This is a genomic window from Betaproteobacteria bacterium (assembly GCA_016791345.1).
Classification (GTDB): Bacteria; Pseudomonadota; Gammaproteobacteria; order Burkholderiales; family JAEUMW01; genus JAEUMW01.
In genome coordinates this window covers 1-14906 of the sequence record JAEUMW010000409.1, presented here as the reverse complement: position 1 = coordinate 14906, position 14906 = coordinate 1, and the positions used below count along the sequence as shown (strand labels likewise).

The 14906-nt window shown below is 65.1% G+C and carries 32 protein-coding genes; all 32 read right to left on the bottom strand.

The window, feature by feature from the left end:
- On the bottom strand, window positions 1-148 hold a 148-nt coding region (locus JNK68_15655; GenBank protein MBL8541780.1), incomplete at its 3' end, for an SAM-dependent chlorinase/fluorinase.
- A 3-nt stretch (window positions 149-151) separates the two neighbouring features.
- A complete protein-coding gene (locus JNK68_15650; protein ID MBL8541779.1) occupies window positions 152-724 on the bottom strand; it encodes a hypothetical protein in 573 nt (190 codons plus the stop codon).
- A 63-nt stretch (window positions 725-787) separates the two neighbouring features.
- Window positions 788-1180 carry a 50S ribosomal protein L17 gene (gene rplQ / locus JNK68_15645; protein ID MBL8541778.1) on the bottom strand — a complete coding sequence of 131 codons (393 nt, stop codon included), beginning with the start codon at window positions 1178-1180 and terminating at the stop codon, window positions 788-790.
- Between the two features lie 17 nt (window positions 1181-1197).
- Complete coding sequence (gene rpoA, locus JNK68_15640; protein MBL8541777.1) at window positions 1198-2175, bottom strand: DNA-directed RNA polymerase subunit alpha; 978 nt, start codon at window positions 2173-2175, stop codon at window positions 1198-1200.
- A gap of 21 nt (window positions 2176-2196) precedes the next feature.
- Window positions 2197-2823, bottom strand: a complete 627-nt coding sequence (gene rpsD / locus JNK68_15635) for a 30S ribosomal protein S4 (protein MBL8541776.1) — start codon at window positions 2821-2823, stop codon at window positions 2197-2199.
- Window positions 2824-2836: 13 nt separating this feature from the next.
- Window positions 2837-3226 carry a 30S ribosomal protein S11 gene (gene rpsK / locus JNK68_15630; GenBank protein ID MBL8541775.1) on the bottom strand — a complete coding sequence of 130 codons (390 nt, stop codon included), beginning with the start codon at window positions 3224-3226 and terminating at the stop codon, window positions 2837-2839.
- A gap of 12 nt (window positions 3227-3238) precedes the next feature.
- Window positions 3239-3613: a 30S ribosomal protein S13 gene (gene rpsM / locus JNK68_15625; protein MBL8541774.1), complete on the bottom strand. Its 375-nt coding sequence runs from the start codon at window positions 3611-3613 to the stop codon at window positions 3239-3241.
- Between the two features lie 52 nt (window positions 3614-3665).
- Window positions 3666-3779 (bottom strand): 50S ribosomal protein L36, encoded by a 114-nt coding sequence (gene rpmJ, locus JNK68_15620; protein ID MBL8541773.1) that lies wholly within the window; start codon window positions 3777-3779, stop codon window positions 3666-3668.
- Window positions 3780-3843: 64 nt separating this feature from the next.
- A complete protein-coding gene (gene infA / locus JNK68_15615) occupies window positions 3844-4062 on the bottom strand; it encodes a translation initiation factor IF-1 (GenBank protein MBL8541772.1) in 219 nt (72 codons plus the stop codon).
- A gap of 6 nt (window positions 4063-4068) precedes the next feature.
- The gene (secY, locus tag JNK68_15610; GenBank protein ID MBL8541771.1) at window positions 4069-5394 is read right to left on the bottom strand and encodes a preprotein translocase subunit SecY; all 1326 of its coding nucleotides are present in this window, start codon (window positions 5392-5394) and stop codon (window positions 4069-4071) included.
- Between the two features lie 13 nt (window positions 5395-5407).
- Window positions 5408-5842 (bottom strand): 50S ribosomal protein L15, encoded by a 435-nt coding sequence (gene rplO / locus JNK68_15605; GenBank protein MBL8541770.1) that lies wholly within the window; start codon window positions 5840-5842, stop codon window positions 5408-5410.
- Between the two features lies 1 nt (window position 5843).
- Complete coding sequence (rpmD, locus tag JNK68_15600) at window positions 5844-6032, bottom strand: 50S ribosomal protein L30 (protein ID MBL8541769.1); 189 nt, start codon at window positions 6030-6032, stop codon at window positions 5844-5846.
- 5 nt (window positions 6033-6037) lie between these two features.
- On the bottom strand, window positions 6038-6559 hold the full coding sequence (gene rpsE / locus JNK68_15595; GenBank protein MBL8541768.1) for a 30S ribosomal protein S5: 522 nt from the start codon (window positions 6557-6559) through the stop codon (window positions 6038-6040).
- A 12-nt stretch (window positions 6560-6571) separates the two neighbouring features.
- A complete protein-coding gene (gene rplR / locus JNK68_15590) occupies window positions 6572-6928 on the bottom strand; it encodes a 50S ribosomal protein L18 (protein MBL8541767.1) in 357 nt (118 codons plus the stop codon).
- A gap of 7 nt (window positions 6929-6935) precedes the next feature.
- A complete protein-coding gene (gene rplF / locus JNK68_15585) occupies window positions 6936-7469 on the bottom strand; it encodes a 50S ribosomal protein L6 (protein ID MBL8541766.1) in 534 nt (177 codons plus the stop codon).
- 25 nt (window positions 7470-7494) lie between these two features.
- Complete coding sequence (gene rpsH, locus JNK68_15580; protein ID MBL8541765.1) at window positions 7495-7890, bottom strand: 30S ribosomal protein S8; 396 nt, start codon at window positions 7888-7890, stop codon at window positions 7495-7497.
- A gap of 11 nt (window positions 7891-7901) precedes the next feature.
- On the bottom strand, window positions 7902-8207 hold the full coding sequence (gene rpsN / locus JNK68_15575) for a 30S ribosomal protein S14 (GenBank protein MBL8541764.1): 306 nt from the start codon (window positions 8205-8207) through the stop codon (window positions 7902-7904).
- 6 nt (window positions 8208-8213) lie between these two features.
- Entirely contained in the window at window positions 8214-8753 is a 540-nt protein-coding gene (rplE, locus tag JNK68_15570) for a 50S ribosomal protein L5 (GenBank protein ID MBL8541763.1), read from the bottom strand.
- 9 nt (window positions 8754-8762) lie between these two features.
- Window positions 8763-9080, bottom strand: a complete 318-nt coding sequence (gene rplX, locus JNK68_15565) for a 50S ribosomal protein L24 (protein MBL8541762.1) — start codon at window positions 9078-9080, stop codon at window positions 8763-8765.
- 16 nt (window positions 9081-9096) lie between these two features.
- The gene (gene rplN / locus JNK68_15560) at window positions 9097-9465 is read right to left on the bottom strand and encodes a 50S ribosomal protein L14 (protein MBL8541761.1); all 369 of its coding nucleotides are present in this window, start codon (window positions 9463-9465) and stop codon (window positions 9097-9099) included.
- A 185-nt stretch (window positions 9466-9650) separates the two neighbouring features.
- Window positions 9651-9914, bottom strand: coding sequence for a 30S ribosomal protein S17 (gene rpsQ / locus JNK68_15555; GenBank protein MBL8541760.1), 264 nt, complete (start codon window positions 9912-9914; stop codon window positions 9651-9653).
- Window positions 9911-10105 carry a 50S ribosomal protein L29 gene (gene rpmC, locus JNK68_15550; protein ID MBL8541759.1) on the bottom strand — a complete coding sequence of 65 codons (195 nt, stop codon included), beginning with the start codon at window positions 10103-10105 and terminating at the stop codon, window positions 9911-9913. The genes rpsQ and rpmC overlap by 4 nt, the downstream gene beginning before the upstream one ends.
- Window positions 10106-10108: 3 nt before the next feature.
- Window positions 10109-10522, bottom strand: a complete 414-nt coding sequence (rplP, locus tag JNK68_15545; GenBank protein ID MBL8541758.1) for a 50S ribosomal protein L16 — start codon at window positions 10520-10522, stop codon at window positions 10109-10111.
- Window positions 10506-11246, bottom strand: coding sequence for a 30S ribosomal protein S3 (rpsC, locus tag JNK68_15540; GenBank protein ID MBL8541757.1), 741 nt, complete (start codon window positions 11244-11246; stop codon window positions 10506-10508). The genes rplP and rpsC overlap by 17 nt, the downstream gene beginning before the upstream one ends.
- A 2-nt stretch (window positions 11247-11248) precedes the next feature.
- On the bottom strand, window positions 11249-11584 hold the full coding sequence (gene rplV, locus JNK68_15535) for a 50S ribosomal protein L22 (GenBank protein MBL8541756.1): 336 nt from the start codon (window positions 11582-11584) through the stop codon (window positions 11249-11251).
- Window positions 11585-11599: 15 nt separating this feature from the next.
- Complete coding sequence (gene rpsS, locus JNK68_15530) at window positions 11600-11884, bottom strand: 30S ribosomal protein S19 (protein MBL8541755.1); 285 nt, start codon at window positions 11882-11884, stop codon at window positions 11600-11602.
- Window positions 11885-11898: 14 nt separating this feature from the next.
- Complete coding sequence (gene rplB, locus JNK68_15525; protein MBL8541754.1) at window positions 11899-12723, bottom strand: 50S ribosomal protein L2; 825 nt, start codon at window positions 12721-12723, stop codon at window positions 11899-11901.
- Window positions 12723-13055 carry a 50S ribosomal protein L23 gene (gene rplW, locus JNK68_15520; protein MBL8541753.1) on the bottom strand — a complete coding sequence of 111 codons (333 nt, stop codon included), beginning with the start codon at window positions 13053-13055 and terminating at the stop codon, window positions 12723-12725. The genes rplB and rplW overlap by 1 nt, the downstream gene beginning before the upstream one ends.
- A complete protein-coding gene (gene rplD / locus JNK68_15515) occupies window positions 13052-13672 on the bottom strand; it encodes a 50S ribosomal protein L4 (GenBank protein ID MBL8541752.1) in 621 nt (206 codons plus the stop codon). The genes rplW and rplD overlap by 4 nt, the downstream gene beginning before the upstream one ends.
- Entirely contained in the window at window positions 13672-14316 is a 645-nt protein-coding gene (gene rplC, locus JNK68_15510) for a 50S ribosomal protein L3 (GenBank protein MBL8541751.1), read from the bottom strand. The genes rplD and rplC overlap by 1 nt, the downstream gene beginning before the upstream one ends.
- Window positions 14317-14443: 127 nt before the next feature.
- On the bottom strand, window positions 14444-14752 hold the full coding sequence (rpsJ, locus tag JNK68_15505) for a 30S ribosomal protein S10 (protein ID MBL8541750.1): 309 nt from the start codon (window positions 14750-14752) through the stop codon (window positions 14444-14446).
- Between the two features lie 13 nt (window positions 14753-14765).
- A partial coding sequence (locus JNK68_15500; GenBank protein ID MBL8541749.1) for an elongation factor Tu occupies window positions 14766-14906 on the bottom strand: 141 nt, incomplete at its 5' end.

Genomic DNA, 14906 nt, shown 5'->3' with positions numbered 1-14906 from the left:
GATGCGCGGCCGCCTCGATGTCGAACGCCGGCGCCTCGTGCAACAGGTGGATCACCCGCACGCCGGGCGCGCAGCGGTCGAGCACCGCTTCCACCTGGCCGACGTAGATGTCGTTGGAACCGAAATCGGTGAAGAGGACGACCGCCATGGATCAGGCTACCGTCTGCGCCGCACCCGCGTCGCGAAAGCGCTGGCGAAGCAGCGGCCGCGGGACGTCGAAGCACGCGAACATGAACCGGTCCTGGTCGCGCTCTACGGGGCTGTGCGTGCGCTCATACGGGTGCTCGCGCGCCCCGAGTCCCTCCGGCACGAGCGCGTGTTTCTTGTGCGGGTCGAGCAGCAGGATCTCGCCCAGGGCATGACGGCGTGCGCGTGACCTGGCGTCGACCACGCCGAGCCGGCCCGAGTGGATGACCACGATCACGAAGTACACGTTCGGGTAGTTGTGGCGATCGTCGTGCAGGCTGACCGCGCCGCAGCCGTGCAGCGTGAAGCGATCGAGGCTCAGCCATTCCACCGGCAGTGCGGTGCGGGCGGACACCTCGCGTCGCAGCGCATCGACGAAACCCAAGCTCACATGATCCCGCAGGGCGTCGAGTTCCTTCGTCTCCTCGGCGGGGAACCCATCAGCACAGAGGCGGCGAGCCAGCGGATAGAACTCCGCGAGGCGAGCGGCACAATCTTCCACCCGCTGCCCGGTCTGGATCAGGGTTGCGTGCCGCACGCGTGCTACCCAAGAAAAAGGCCGGGACGCTCCCGGCCTTTTCTGTTCATCCGCGGCTCGCGCTCAAGCCTTCGCTTCGGCCGGCGCAGGTGCCTCTTCCGGCCGGTCCATGAGTTCCACCAGCGCCATCGGCGCGTTGTCGCCCTGGCGGAAGCCGAACTTGAGGATGCGCAGATAGCCGCCGTTGCGCTTGGCATAGCGCGGACCGAGCTCGTCGAAGAGCTTGACCACTATCTGACGGTCGCGCAGGCGGTCGAAGGCGAGGCGGCGGTTCGCGAGTGTCGGCGTCTTGCCGAGCGTGATCATCGGCTCGACCACCCTGCGCAGTTCCTTCGCCTTGGGCAGCGTCGTCTTGATCACTTCGTGTCGCAGCAGCGAGTTCGTCATGTTGCGGAACATCGCCAGCCGATGACTGCTGGTGCGGTTCAGCTTCCTGAGACCGAGGCGGTGGCGCATGGTCGTTGACTCCGTTCTTACGGCTTCTCGAGGCCGGCGGGAGGCCAGTTCTCGAGCTTCATCCCGAGCGTGAGCCCGCGCGAGGCGAGGACTTCCTTGATCTCGTTGAGCGACTTGCGCCCGAGGTTCGGCGTCTTCAGAAGCTCTGTCTCGGTGCGCTGGATGAGGTCGCCGATGTAATAGATGTTCTCGGCCTTGAGGCAGTTGGCCGAACGCACGGTGAGTTCGAGGTCGTCCACCGGACGCAGCAGGATCGGATCGACCTGCGGTGCCTTCGGCGCTTCGATCGCGGCCGGCGTCGGGCGGATGTCGGCGAACAGCTGCAGCTGATCGACCAGGATGCGCGCCGCGAAGCGGATCGCCTCCTCCGGCTCGACGCTGCCGTTGGTCTCGATGTCGATCACCAGGCGGTCGAGGTCGGTGCGCTGCTCGACGCGCGCGGATTCCACCGCGTAGCTCACGCGCCGCACCGGGCTGAACGAAGCGTCCAGCATGATGCTGCCGATAGAGCGCGAATCCTTGTCGGTGATGCGCGAGATGGCCGGCACGTAGCCGCGGCCGTGCTCGACCTTGAGCTGCATGTCGATCTTGCCGCCGGCGGCGAGATGGGCGATGACGTGATCCGGATTGATGATCTCGACGTCATGGGTCACCTCGATGTCCCCCGCCGTCACCACGCCCTCGCCTTCCTTCTTCAGCGTGAGCTGCGCCTCTTCGCGATTGTGCAGCTTGAGCACCACGCCCTTGAGGTTGAGGAGGATGTCGACCACGTCCTCCTGCACACCGTCGAGCGTTGAGTACTCGTGCAGCACGCCCGTGATCTTAACCTCGGTCGGCGCGTAACCCGGCATCGACGACAGCAGAACACGGCGCAGCGCGTTGCCGAGCGTGTGCCCGTAGCCGCGCTCGAACGGCTCCATCGTGACTTTCGCGTGCAGCGGCGACAGGTTCTGAACGTCGACGATCCGCGGCTTCAAGAATCCGGTGCTTTGCATAGACTGTGATCCTGACAACGATTACTTGGAATACAACTCGACGACCAAGCTTTCATTGATGGTGGGAGGCAGGTCCGAGCGCTGCGGCAAGGCCTTGAACGTACCCTTGAGGCCCTTAATGTCGACCTCGACCCATTCCGGGAAGCCACGGCCTTCCGCCGCCTCCGTCGCGCCCTTCACCCGCAGTTGTCCCTTCGCCTTCTCGGCCACCTCCACCACGTCACCCGGGCGAACCCGATACGAAGGGATGTTCACGCGCCGACCATTGACGAGGATGGCGTTGTGGCGAACGATCTGCCGCGCTTCCGAGCGCGACGAGCCGAAGCCCATGCGGTAGCAGACAGTGTCGAGCCGGCTCTCCAGAACCTGCAGCAGGTTCTCGCCGGTCACCCCGCGCCGCCGGTCCGCTTCCTGGTACACGCCGCGGAACTGGCGCTCCAGCACACCATAGATGCGGCGTACCTTCTGCTTCTCGCGCAGCTGATTGGCATAGTCCGACTTGCGCAGGTTCTTCTGCCCGTGCTGACCCGGCGCATAACTGCGGCGCTCGATCGCGCACTTGTCGGTGTAGCACTTCTCGCCCTTGAGAAAGAGCTTCTCCCCCTCGCGGCGGCAAAGGCGGCACTTGGCGTCCGTATAGCGGGCCATCGGCGGGATACTCCTAGATGCGACGCTTCTTCGGCGGCCGGCAACCATTGTGCGGCACCGGGGTCACGTCCGAGATGCTGGTGATTTTGAAACCGCAGGCATTGAGCGCCCGCACCGCCGATTCGCGGCCGGGACCCGGTCCCTTGATGCGGACCTCGAGATTCTTCACGCCGCACTCCTGCGCCGCCCGGCCCGCCTGTTCGGCGGCGACCTGGGCCGAGAAGGGCGTGCTCTTGCGCGAGCCCTTGAAGCCTGCCGAACCGGACGTCGCCCACGAGAGCGCGTTGCCCTGCCGGTCGGTGATGGTCACGATGGTGTTGTTGAAGGACGCATGCACGTGGGCGATGCCTTCCGCCACGTTCTTCTTGACCTTCTTGCGCACCCGGGTGCTTGCCTTAGCCATGCTCGATCGTCCTTACTTGCTCGCGGCGCGACCGGCCCCGATCGCCTTGCGCGGCCCCTTGCGGGTACGCGCGTTGGTGCGCGTGCGCTGGCCGCGCACCGGCAGTCCGCGCCGGTGACGCAGCCCGCGGTAGCAGCCGAGATCCATGAGCCGCTTGATGTTCATCGTGGTCTCGCGGCGCAGGTCACCTTCGACGGTGAACTTGCCGACCTGCTCGCGCAGCCGGTCCATCTGCTGCTCCGAGAGCTCCTTGACTTTGGTGTTGCCCTCGATGCCCGACGCCGTGCAGATCGCCCGTGCGCGAGCGCGGCCGATCCCGTAGATGGCGGTAAGCGCAATCTCGGCGTGCTGATGGTTGGGGATGTTCACCCCTGCAATCCGGGCCATGGACGCTCCAGCGGAAGAAAACCTGAAATTATATTCAGCCTGGGTTCTGCTATCAACCCTGGCGTTGCTTGTGACGCGGGTCGCTGCAGATCACCCGCACCACGCGCTTGCGGCGAATGATCTTGCACTTGCGGCAGATCTTCTTGACCGATGCCTGAACTCTCATTTCCTTCTCCTCTCGCCTGCCGCCACCAGGGCGGCCTGCCAAAAACCCGCGAGGCGCTGCCTCGCTACTTCGCCCGGAACACGATGCGCGCGCGTGACAGGTCGTACGGCGTCAATTCCACCGTCACCTTGTCGCCCGGCAGTATGCGGATGTAGTGCATGCGCATCTTGCCCGAAATGTGCCCGAGAACGATGTGGCCGTTTTCGAGCTTCACGCGGAACGTCGCGTTGGGCAGGGTCTCCACGACCTCGCCCTGCATCTGGATCGTTTCTTCCTTCGACATGCAGTCCTAGCGCGGGCGCGGGAGACCGCCCTTGATCGGCGACTTCTTCAACAGCGGCTCGTACTGGTGCGAGATCATGTAAGCCTGAACCTGCGCCCAGAAATCCATCGTCACCACCACCACGATAAGCAGGCTCGTGCCGCCGAAATAGAACGGCACGTTCCACTTCACGATGAGAAACTCCGGCAGCAGGCACACCAGCGTGACGTATGCCGCACCGGCGAGCGTCAGACGCGTCAGGATCTTCTCGACGTACTTCGCCGTCTGATCGCCGGGCCGGATGCCGGGGACGAAAGCGCCGCTCTTTTTCAGGTTGTCGGCCGTCTCCTTCGGATTGAAGACGAGTGCGGTGTAGAAAAAGCAGAAGAATATGATGGCGCCCGCGTACAACAGCACGTACACCGGCTGCCCCGGGTGCAGGGTTGCCGCGAGATCGCGCAGCCAGTTGGTGCTTTCGCTCTGGCCGAACATGCCGGCGATGGTCGCCGGGAACAGGATGATGCTGGAGGCGAAAATCGGCGGAATCACGCCGGCCATGTTGACCTTGAGCGGCAGAAACGAGGTCTGTCCGCCGTAGATGCGCTTGCCCACCTGGCGCTTGGCGTAATTCACCAGAATCTTGCGCTGACCGCGCTCGACGAAGACGACGAAGGTGGTCACCAGAACCGCCGCGGCGAAGAGCAGCAGGACGAACGGGATCGAGAAGGCACCGGTGCGCGCGAGTTCCAGTGTGCCGCCGATGGCATGCGGCAGGCCGGCTGCGATGCCGGCGAAGATGATGATCGAGATGCCGTTGCCGAGGCCGCGCTCGGTGATCTGCTCGCCGAGCCACATGAGAAACATGGTGCCGGTGACGAGCGTGATGACCGTGTTGAAGCGGAAGAGCGGCCCGGGTTCGAAGACGAGCCCCGCCTGCCCTTCGAGGGCGACGGAAATGCCCACCGCCTGGAAGGTCGCCAGCACCACCGTGCCGTAGCGCGTGTACTGCGTGATCTTGCGGCGGCCCGCCTCCCCCTCCTTCTTGAGCGCCTCCAGGCTCGGCACCACCACCGTCATAAGCTGCATGATGATGGAGGCCGAGATGTACGGCATGATGCCCAGCGCGAAGATCGTGAAGCGCGAGAGGGCACCGCCCGAGAACATGTTGAACATGTCGAGGATGCCGCCGCGCTGCGAGCGGAAGAGTTCTTCCAGCACCACCGGGTCGATGCCCGGCACCGGAATGTGCGCGCCGATGCGGTAGACGATCAGCGCACCCAGCAGGAACAGCAGGCGCCGGCGCAGATCACCGAAGCGTCCGCCCAGGCCGAGTGCCGATGTCGTGGAAGCCACCCGAGTGCGTCCTTCAGGCCTCGATGCTGCCGCCCGCGGCTTCGATCGCCGTGCGCGCGCCCTTGGTGACGAGCACGCCCTTCAGCGTCACGGCGCGCTCGATCTTGCCCTTGAGAATGACCTTTGCGGCGAGCGCCGTGCTGCTCACGAGGCCGGCTGCCCTGAGCGCTGACAGGTCGATGACCTCGGCCTGCACGGCGCCGAGCGCCGCCAGTCGCACTTCCTCGGTCGAGCCTGCATCGAGCGGCGTGAAACCGCGCTTCGGCAGCCGTCGCTGCAGCGGCATCTGACCACCCTCGAAACCCACCTTGTGGAAGCCGCCCGCGCGCGCCTTCTGACCCTTGTGGCCGCGGCCCGCGGTCTTGCCCAGGCCGCTGCCGATGCCGCGGCCGACCCGGCGCCGTGCGCGCTTCGCGCCAGCAGCGGGCTTCAGCGTGTTGAGTTGCATGTCAGTCCTCGCACTTCAGCAGGTAGCTCACCTTGCGGATCATGCCGCGAACGGCAGGGGTGTCCACGACCTCGACGCTCTGATTCAGCCGCTTGAGGCCGAGGCCGCGCACGCACGCGCGATGCGACGCGAGCGTGCCGATCACGCTCCTGACCAGGGTCACCCGGACTTTCTTCTGCGCTTCCGCCATGACCGTCATCCCGTGACTTCTTCGACCGACTTGCCGCGCTTGGCGGCGATCTCGGCGGGGGTGTTCATCGCGGCAAGGCCGTTCAACGTGGCACGCACGACGTTGTACGGATTGGTCGAGCCGAAGCACTTGGCGAGCACGTTGGTCACGCCCATCACCTCGAACACGGCACGCATGGCGCCGCCGGCGATGATGCCCGTCCCCTCGGAGGCAGGCTGGATGTAGACAGTGCTCGCGCCGTGCTTGCCGATGACCGAGTGGTGCAGCGTGCCGCCCTTGAGGCTCACCTTGAAGAGCTTGCGGCGCGCTTCGTCGAGCGCCTTCTGCACCGCCACCGGCACTTCGCGCGCCTTGCCCTTGCCCATGCCGATGCCGCCGTCACCGTCGCCGACCACCGTGAGCGCAGCGAAGCCGAGGATACGACCGCCCTTCACGACCTTCGTGACGCGGTTCACCGAGATCATCTTTTCCTTGAGGCCGTCGCCGCGATCCTCGCCCGACTGCATCTTGGGTTGCATTCTCGCCATGATCGACTCCGCCTAGAACTTGAGGCCGGCCTCGCGGGCGGCCTCCGCCAGCGCCTTCACCCGTCCGTGATAACGGTACCCGGAGCGGTCGAACGCCACCTGCTCGATGCCGAGGCCGCGCGCCTTCTCCGCGATGCGCTTGCCCACCGCGGCCGCCGCCGCGGCGTTGCCGCCGGACTTGAGCGACTGCCGCACCTCGGGCTCGAGCGTCGAGGCGCTGGTCAGCACCCGATCGCCTTCGGCGCTGATCACCTGCGCGTAGATGTGGCAGTTGCTCCGATGCACGGACAGGCGCACCTGCCTGAGTTCGGCGATCTTGGCTCGGGTGCGGCGCGCCCGGCGCAACCGCGATTCATTCTTGTCGCTCATCGTCTCGTTACTTCTTCTTGGTCTCTTTCAGGACCACGACTTCATCGGCATAACGCACGCCCTTGCCCTTGTACGGCTCGGGCTTCCGGTAGGCGCGGATTTCCGCCGCCACCTGCCCGACGAGCTGCTTGTCGATGCCCTTCACCACCACGTCGGTCTGGGTCGGCGTTTCCACCTTGACGCCCTTCGGCATCTTGTGCGCGACCGGATGCGAGAAGCCTAGCGTGAGGTTCAGGGTGTCGCCCGCCGCCTGCGCGCGATAGCCCACACCCACCAGCTGCAGCTTGCGCTCGAAGCCCTTGGTCACGCCTTGGACCATGTTGCCGAGCAGCGCCCGCGCCGTCCCCGACATGGCACCGGACTCCTGCGACACATCCGCGGCCCTGACCTGGATCTTGTCGCCATCGCGTTCCAGCACCACGCGGCGCGGCAGCGCCTGCGTCAGCGTGCCGAGCGGCCCTTTGACGACGATCTGCGTGTCGGTCACGGTCACGTCGACACCGGACGGCACGGTCACCGGAATCTTTGCTACACGAGACATGTATCGACTCTCCGAAGGTCGGCGCTCAGGCGACGATGCAGAGCACTTCGCCGCCCACGCCGGACGCGCGCGCCTTGCGATCCGTCATCACGCCCCGCGAGGTGGACACGATCGCGATGCCGAGCCCGTTCATGACGCGCGGAATGTCGCCCGACCCCTTGTAGATGCGTAGCCCTGGCCGGCTCACGCGCTCGATCTTCTCGATCACCGGGTGGCCGGCGTAATACTTGAGGCCGATTTCGAGCTGCGGCTTGCCGGCATCGCCGCGCACCGCGAAGTCCTCGATGTAGCCCTCGTCCTTGAGCACCTGGGCGATGGACACCTTGAGCTTCGAGGAGGGCATCGAGACGGACACCTTCTCCGCACTCTGGGCGTTGCGAATGCGCGTCAGCATGTCCGCGACCGGATCGTTCATGCTCATACTGAAAGCTCCTACCAGCTCGCCTTGATCATGCCCGGGATCTCGCCGCGCATGGCGATGTCACGCAGCTTGTTGCGGCCGAGCCCGAACTTGCGATAGACGCCGCGCGGGCGTCCGGTCAGCGCGCAGCGGTTGCGCAGGCGCACCGGGCTCGCGTTGCGGGGCAGCGCCTGCAGCTTGGCGCGTGCCGCGTCCTTTTCTTCGTCCGACAGCTTTGCGTCGCGCACGACGGCAATCAGCTCGGCGCGCCGCGCGGCGAACTTCGCAACTGCCTTGCGGCGCTTGTTCTCACGGTTAACCAGCGACAGCTTGGCCATGGCTTCCTAATTCCGGAACGGAAACTTGAATGCGGAGAGGAGCGCTTTTCCCTCCTCGTCGCTCTTCGCGGTGGTGGTGATGGTGATGTTCATGCCGCGCAGCACGTCGATCTTGTCGTACTCGATCTCGGGGAAGATGATCTGCTCCTTCACGCCGAGGTTGTAGTTGCCGCGACCGTCGAAGGCACGCCCGGACATGCCGCGGAAATCGCGGATGCGCGGGATCGCGATGCTCACCAGGCGGTCGAGGAACTCGTACATGCGCGCCCCGCGCAGCGTCACCATGCAGCCGATGGGATAGCCCGCACGGATCTTGAAGTTCGCGATCGACTTGCGCGCCTTGGTGACCACGGGCTTCTGCCCGGCGATCTTCTCCATGTCGCCCACGGCGTTATCCATCACCTTCTTGTCCGCCACCGCCTCGCCCACACCCATGTTGAGGGTGATCTTCTGGATGCGCGGCACTTCGAGCAGCGACTTGTAGCCGAACCGCTTCATGAGGTCCGGCACCACGTGCTGGCGATAATGGTCTTGCAAACGGGCCATCGCTTGTCCTTACGCCTCGATGAGTTCGCCGTTGGACTTGAAGAACCGCACCTTGCGCTTGTCCTCGAGGATGCGGAAGCCAACGCGGTCGGCCTTCTGCGTCGCCGGGTTGTAGATGGCGACGTTCGACACGTGCAGCGGCATCTCCTTGTCGACGATGCCGCCGGTGGTGCCCTTCATGGGGTTGCCGCGCTGGTGCTTCTTCACCCGGTTCACGCCTTCGACGAGAACGTGCTCGGCGTCGACCACGCGCAGCACGGTGCCGCGCTTGCCCTTGTCCTTGCCGGCGATGACGATCACGCTGTCACCCTTCCTGATCTTGCGCATGTGAGCCTCAGCCTGTTCAGAGCACTTCCGGCGCGAGCGACACGATCTTCATGAAGCGCTCGGTGCGCAACTCGCGCGTCACCGGCCCGAAGATCCGCGTGCCGATCGGCTCGAGCTTGTTGTTGAGCAGCACCGCCGCGTTGTTGTCGAAGCGGATGAGCGAGCCGTCGGCGCGCCGCACGCCCTTTGCCGTGCGCACGACCACGGCGCTGTAGACTTCGCCCTTCTTCACGCGCCCGCGCGGGGCGGCATCCTTGACGGTCACCTTGATGACATCGCCGATGCTGGCGTAACGCCGCTTCGAGCCGCCCAGCACCTTGATGCACATGACGGACCGTGCGCCGGTGTTGTCGGCAACGTCGAGCACACTCTGCATCTGAATCATGGCTATTTCGCCTCTTCCAACTTGATCCGTCCCGGGCCGTGTTGCGCCCGGATCACAGACGGTCAGTCTTGGAACCCGCCCGGGTAGTTGATCGCCCCTGCAATCAGGATGGCGACCTTCGGAAAACCGCGCATTTTAGTGAAGCTTGCGCCGGGGAGCAAGCCCGGCGTCGAGCATCGCGTGGCCTAGATGCCGCGCGACTTCTCCAGCAGGCGCGATACGCGCCACGCCTTGGTCTTGGAAAGCGGCCGACACTCGACGATCTCGACCAGGTCGCCTTCGTGAAACTCGTTCTGCTCGTCGTGCGCGTGATACTTCTTCGAGCGCGTCATGACCTTGCCGTAGACCGGATGCTTCACCTTCCGCTCGACCAGGACGGTGACGGTCTTGTCCATCTTGTCGCTCACCACGCGCCCGAACAGCGCCCGCGCTACCGTGTTCTCGCTCATGCCTGCCTTGCCTTCTCGCTGAGGATAGTGCGCACCCGCGCGATGTCCCGCCGCACCTTGCGCAGCTGGCTCGGATTGGAGAGCTGCTGTGTGGCGTGCTGCATGCGCAGGCTGAACTGCGCCTTCAGGAGGTCCATCAACTCCTGCTGGAGCTGCGCCGGTGACCTCGATCTCATCTCCGTCGTATTCATCGCTTACCCCACCTGCCGGCTCACGAACGTGGTCATGATCGGCAGCTTGGCCGCCGCCAGCCGGAACGCCTCGCGCGCCGCGGCTTCGTCCACGCCGTCCATCTCGTACAGCACCTTGCCCGGCTGAATCTCGGCCACGAAATACTCCGGGTTGCCCTTGCCGTTACCCATGCGCACTTCCGCAGGTTTGCGGGAGATCGGCTTGTCCGGAAAGATGCGGATCCAGATGCGGCCGCCGCGCTTGATGTGACGCGTCATCGCCCGCCGCGCCGCCTCGATCTGGCGCGCGGTCAGACGCCCGCGCCCGACGGCCTTGAGCCCGAATTCCCCGAAGCTCACCTTCGCCCCGCGGGTGGCGACCCCGGTATTGCGCCCCTTCTGCTGCTTGCGGTACTTCTGTCTAGCTGGCTGCAGCATGCTTCACTCCTGGTTTGCGTCCGCGGCGCTCACCGTCACCCGGCCGCCCCTTGCGCTCCGGTTCGGCTGCCGGCGCCTGCGCGGGCTGCTCGCCGTGCGCCATCACCTCGCCCTTGAACACCCACACCTTGATGCCGATGACACCGTAGGTGGTCTTCGCCTCGGAGACACCGTAGTCGATGTCCGCGCGCAGGGTATGCAGCGGCACGCGGCCTTCGCGATACCACTCGGTACGCGCGATCTCGGCGCCGTTCAAGCGCCCTGCGCTCATGATCTTGATGCCCTGCGCGCCCAGCCGCATCGCGTTCTGCATCGCGCGCTTCATGGCGCGGCGGAACATGATCCGCTTTTCGAGCTGTGCCGCGATCGAGTCCGCGATCAGCTGCGCGTCGAGTTCCGGCTTGCGGATCTCCTCGATGTTGACGTGCACCGGCACGCCCATCATGCGCTGCAGATGGTGACGCAGGTTCTCGATGTCCTCACCCTTCTTGCCGATGACCACGCCGGGGCGCGCGCTGAACACGGTGATGCGGGCATTCTTCGCCGGGCGCTCGATGACCACCTTGCCGACCGCGGCGTTGCCGAGCTTCTTGCGCAGATACTCGCGCACCCGGATGTCCTCGATCAGCATCGACGGGAAGTTCTTCTTGTTCGCGTACCAGCGCGAACTCCAGTCGTGCTTGACGCCGAGGCGAAATCCGGTCGGGTGAATTTTCTGTCCCATGACTACCTCTTGTCGCCTACGGTGAGAAAGATGTGGCAGGTCGGTTTCATGATGCGATTGGCGCGACCCTTCGCGCGCGGCATGAACCGGCGCAGGAAGGTGCCGCGCTCGACGTGGATGGTCGCCACCTTGAGCTCGTCGATGTCCGCACCTTCGTTGTGCTCCGCGTTCGCAATCGCCGACTCCAGCACCTTCTTGATGACGGCAGCGCTGCGCTTCGGGCTGAAGGCGAGCACGTTGAGCGCCTTGTCCACGGGCATGCCGCGGATCTGGTCCGCAACCAGGCGCGCCTTCTGCGCGGAGAGCCGAACGCCCCGCAGTATTGCTCTGCTTTCCATCGACGCCTCCCTCCGCTACTTCTTCGCCGCCGCCGCCTTCTTGTCACCGGAGTGACCCTTGAAGGTGCGGGTGTGCGAAAACTCGCCGAGCTTGTGACCGACCATGTTCTCGGTCACGAACACGGGGATATGCTGCTTGCCGTTGTGGACCGCGATCGTGAGCCCGACGAAGTCCGGCAGGACGGTCGAGCGTCGCGACCAGGTCTTGATCGGGCGCTTGTCGTTGGTCGCGCGTGCCGTCTCCACCTTCTTGACGAGGTGCAGATCGACGAACGGGCCTTTCTTGATCGAACGTGCCATGGATTGAAGCCCTCTTACTTCGCGCGACGGCGCACGATCATGCCGCGCGTACGCTTGTTCTTGCGGGTGCGGTAGCCCTTGGTCGGCGTGCCCCACGGGCTCACCGGGTCGCGGCCGGCCGCGGTCTTGCCCTCGCCGCCACCGTGCGGGTGGTCGATCGGATTCATCGCGACACCGCGCACCGTCGGACGAATGCCGCGCCAGCGCTTGGCGCCGGCCTTGCCGATCGATTCCAGCGAGTGCTCCTCGTTGCCGACCTCGCCGACCGTGGCGCGGCACTCGACGTGCACCTTGCGGATCTCGCCGGAGCGCAGCCTGAGCTGCGCGTAGCTGCCTTCGCGGGCGAGCAACTGCACCGACGCACCGGCGGAGCGTGCGAGTTGAGCCCCCTTGCCGGGCGTCATCTCGATGCAGTGGATGGTCGAACCGACCGGGATGTTGCGCAACGGCAGCGCATTGCCGGGCTTGATCGGCGCATCCACGCCGCTCATGAGCTGTGCACCGACGGTGACACCCTTGGCGGCAATCACGTAGCGGCGCTCGCCATCGGCATAACAGAGCAAGGCGATGTGCGCGCTGCGGTTGGGATCGTATTCGATGCGTTCGACCTTCGCCGGGATGCCGTCCTTGTTGCGACGGAAATCGATGTGACGATAGTGCTGCTTGTGGCCGCCACCCTGGTGCCGCGTGGTGATGTGACCGTAGCTGTTGCGCCCCGCCTTCTTCGACTGCTTCTCGACGAGCTTCGCCTCGGGGCGACCCTTGTGGAGCCCCGGTGTCACGACCCGCACCACGGCGCGGCGACCGGCCGAGGTGGGCTTCATTTTGACGAGCGGCATTATTTCATCTCCCCGGCGGCGAAGCTGATCTCCTGTCCGGCCGCGAGCGCCACATAGGCCTTCTTCCAGTGATTGCGCCGGCCCATGAAACGGCCGAAGCGCTTCTCGCGTCCCTTCACGTTCGACACCTGCACCGACTTCACCTGCACCTTGAACAGGTGCTCGACGGCGGCCTTGATCTCCGGTTTCGTCGCATCGCGCGCGACCCTGAAGACGACCTGATTCGCCTTCTCGCCGACGAAGGTGCTCTTCTCCGACACCACGGGCGCCAGCAGCACGAGCATCAGGCGCTCGGAGACGGTGGCCGCCGATTTCTGCGCTTGTGCGTTCATCCCAGCATCTCCTCGAACTTGGCAACGGCGGCACGCGTCATGACGACGTGGCCGAAGCGCATCAGGCTCACCGGATCGGCTTCGCTCGGGCGCAGCACGAGCACGTGCGACAGGTTGCGCGCGGACAGATACAGGTTGTCGTCCGGCGTGTCGGTGATGATGAGCACGGAGTCGAAGCCCATGCCCTTCACCTTCTGCGCGAGCAGCTTGGTCTTCGGCGCGTCGACGCCGAACTGCTCGACCACCGCCAGCCGGCCGTCGCGCGCGAGCTGCGACAGGATGGAGGAGACGCCGGCGCGGTACATCTTGCGGTTCACCTTCTGGCTGAAGTTCTCGTCGGGACTCGCCGGGAAAATCTTGCCGCCGCCGCGCCACAGCGGGCTGGAGGCCATGCCGGCGCGCGCCCGGCCGGTGCCCTTCTGCCGCCACGGTTTGCGCGTGGACTTGGCGACGTCGCTCCTGCCCTTCTGCGCTCGCGTACCCTGACGCGCGTTGGCGAGAAACGCGGTGACGATCTGATGCACCAAGGCTTCGTTGTACTCGCGCCCGAAGGTCGCATCCGATGCAGACACGCTGGCCGTGGCCTGGCCGCTGTCGTCGATCAGCTTGAGATCCATCACGCACCTCCCTTGACTGCCGGGCGTACCACGACGCTGCCGCCGGCCGCGCCGGGAATGGCACCCCGCACGAGCAGTAGTTGGCGTGCGGCGTCGACCCGGATCACTTCGAGGTTGGAGACGGTGCATTGCACGTCGCCCAGGTGGCCGGCCATCCGCTTGCCCGGAAACACGCGCCCCGGATCCTGGTTCTGGCCGATCGAACCGGGCTTGTTGTGGGACACCGAGTTGCCGTGGCTGGCCCGGTTGGAACCGAAGTTGTGACGCTTGATGGAACCCGCGAAACCCTTGCCCTTCGAGGTGCCGGTCACGTCCACCTTCTGCCCGACCTTGAAGATTTCCACCGACACGACCGCACCCGGCTGGAAGCCGTCGAGTTCGGCGCCGTCGATGCGGAATTCCTTCAGGCGCAGACCGGCTTCCGTTCCGGCCTTGGCGAAATGCCCCTGTGCCGGCTTGTTCACGCGACTCGCGCGACGCTTGCCGAAGGTGACCTGCACCGCGGCGTAGCCGTCCTTTTCCGGGGTCTTGACCTGCGTGATGCGATTGTCGGACAGGTCGAGCACGGTCACCGGCACGGAATCGCCGTCGTCGGTGAAAATGCGCGTCATGCCGACCTTGCGGCCGACCAGACCTAAACTCATCTTGTTGCCCTCGTCAAAGGGGCCGGCTGCAATTGGCCGGCGAATCTAAATTCAGTGAAGTGGTGAATGCGTGAACGGGCAACACCCGATCGAATTCACCCCTTCACATCTTCACTCTTTCACTTCCTTAAAGCTTGATCTCGACATCGACACCGGCCGGCAGATCGAGCTTCATCAGCGCGTCCACGGTCTTGTCCGTGGGATCGATGATGTCCATCAGCCGCAGATGCGTGCGGATCTCGAACTGGTCACGCGAGGTCTTGTTCACGTGCGGCGAGCGCAACACGTCGAAGCGCTCGATGCGCGTCGGCAGCGGCACCGGCCCCTTGACGACGGCACCGGTGCGCTTGGCCGTCTCGACGATCTCCAGTGCCGACTGGTCGATCAGTCGATAGTCGAACGCCTTCAGGCGGATGCGGATCTTCTGTTTCTGCAGTGCGACCATTGGCTTACTCTATGACCTTGGCGACGACGCCGGCGCCGACGGTTCTGCCGCCCTCGCGGATGGCAAAGCGCAGGCCCTCTTCCATCGCAATCGGTGCAATCAGGCTCACCGTGATCGACACGTTGTCCCCCGGCATCACCATCTC

Coding starts and splice junctions, on each gene's coding strand:
- rpmD (MBL8541769.1), bottom strand. CDS start 6,032: ATGGCGGAAGCGCAGAAGAAAGTCCGGGTGACCCTGGTCAGGAGCGTG.
- rplX (MBL8541762.1), bottom strand. CDS start 9,080: ATGCGCAAGATCAGGAAGGGTGACAGCGTGATCGTCATCGCCGGCAAG.
- rplO (MBL8541770.1), bottom strand. CDS start 5,842: ATGCAACTCAACACGCTGAAGCCCGCTGCTGGCGCGAAGCGCGCACGG.
- rplV (MBL8541756.1), bottom strand. CDS start 11,584: ATGGAAAGCAGAGCAATACTGCGGGGCGTTCGGCTCTCCGCGCAGAAG.
- rpsN (MBL8541764.1), bottom strand. CDS start 8,207: ATGGCCAAGCTGTCGCTGGTTAACCGTGAGAACAAGCGCCGCAAGGCA.
- rplP (MBL8541758.1), bottom strand. CDS start 10,522: ATGCTGCAGCCAGCTAGACAGAAGTACCGCAAGCAGCAGAAGGGGCGC.
- rpsD (MBL8541776.1), bottom strand. CDS start 2,823: ATGGCCCGCTATACGGACGCCAAGTGCCGCCTTTGCCGCCGCGAGGGG.
- rpsE (MBL8541768.1), bottom strand. CDS start 6,559: ATGGCGAGAATGCAACCCAAGATGCAGTCGGGCGAGGATCGCGGCGAC.
- rplD (MBL8541752.1), bottom strand. CDS start 13,672: ATGGATCTCAAGCTGATCGACGACAGCGGCCAGGCCACGGCCAGCGTG.
- rpsK (MBL8541775.1), bottom strand. CDS start 3,226: ATGGCTAAGGCAAGCACCCGGGTGCGCAAGAAGGTCAAGAAGAACGTG.
- rpmC (MBL8541759.1), bottom strand. CDS start 10,105: ATGAATACGACGGAGATGAGATCGAGGTCACCGGCGCAGCTCCAGCAG.
- rpmJ (MBL8541773.1), bottom strand. CDS start 3,779: ATGAGAGTTCAGGCATCGGTCAAGAAGATCTGCCGCAAGTGCAAGATC.
- rplR (MBL8541767.1), bottom strand. CDS start 6,928: ATGAGCGACAAGAATGAATCGCGGTTGCGCCGGGCGCGCCGCACCCGA.
- rpoA (MBL8541777.1), bottom strand. CDS start 2,175: ATGCAAAGCACCGGATTCTTGAAGCCGCGGATCGTCGACGTTCAGAAC.
- rplC (MBL8541751.1), bottom strand. CDS start 14,316: ATGAGTTTAGGTCTGGTCGGCCGCAAGGTCGGCATGACGCGCATTTTC.
- rpsQ (MBL8541760.1), bottom strand. CDS start 9,914: ATGAGCGAGAACACGGTAGCGCGGGCGCTGTTCGGGCGCGTGGTGAGC.
- rplQ (MBL8541778.1), bottom strand. CDS start 1,180: ATGCGCCACCGCCTCGGTCTCAGGAAGCTGAACCGCACCAGCAGTCAT.
- rplW (MBL8541753.1), bottom strand. CDS start 13,055: ATGAACGCACAAGCGCAGAAATCGGCGGCCACCGTCTCCGAGCGCCTG.
- rpsC (MBL8541757.1), bottom strand. CDS start 11,246: ATGGGACAGAAAATTCACCCGACCGGATTTCGCCTCGGCGTCAAGCAC.
- rpsS (MBL8541755.1), bottom strand. CDS start 11,884: ATGGCACGTTCGATCAAGAAAGGCCCGTTCGTCGATCTGCACCTCGTC.
- infA (MBL8541772.1), bottom strand. CDS start 4,062: ATGTCGAAGGAAGAAACGATCCAGATGCAGGGCGAGGTCGTGGAGACC.
- rplF (MBL8541766.1), bottom strand. CDS start 7,469: ATGTCTCGTGTAGCAAAGATTCCGGTGACCGTGCCGTCCGGTGTCGAC.
- rplE (MBL8541763.1), bottom strand. CDS start 8,753: ATGGCCCGTTTGCAAGACCATTATCGCCAGCACGTGGTGCCGGACCTC.
- rplB (MBL8541754.1), bottom strand. CDS start 12,723: ATGCCGCTCGTCAAAATGAAGCCCACCTCGGCCGGTCGCCGCGCCGTG.
- rpsM (MBL8541774.1), bottom strand. CDS start 3,613: ATGGCCCGGATTGCAGGGGTGAACATCCCCAACCATCAGCACGCCGAG.
- rplN (MBL8541761.1), bottom strand. CDS start 9,465: ATGATTCAGATGCAGAGTGTGCTCGACGTTGCCGACAACACCGGCGCA.
- rpsH (MBL8541765.1), bottom strand. CDS start 7,890: ATGAGCATGAACGATCCGGTCGCGGACATGCTGACGCGCATTCGCAAC.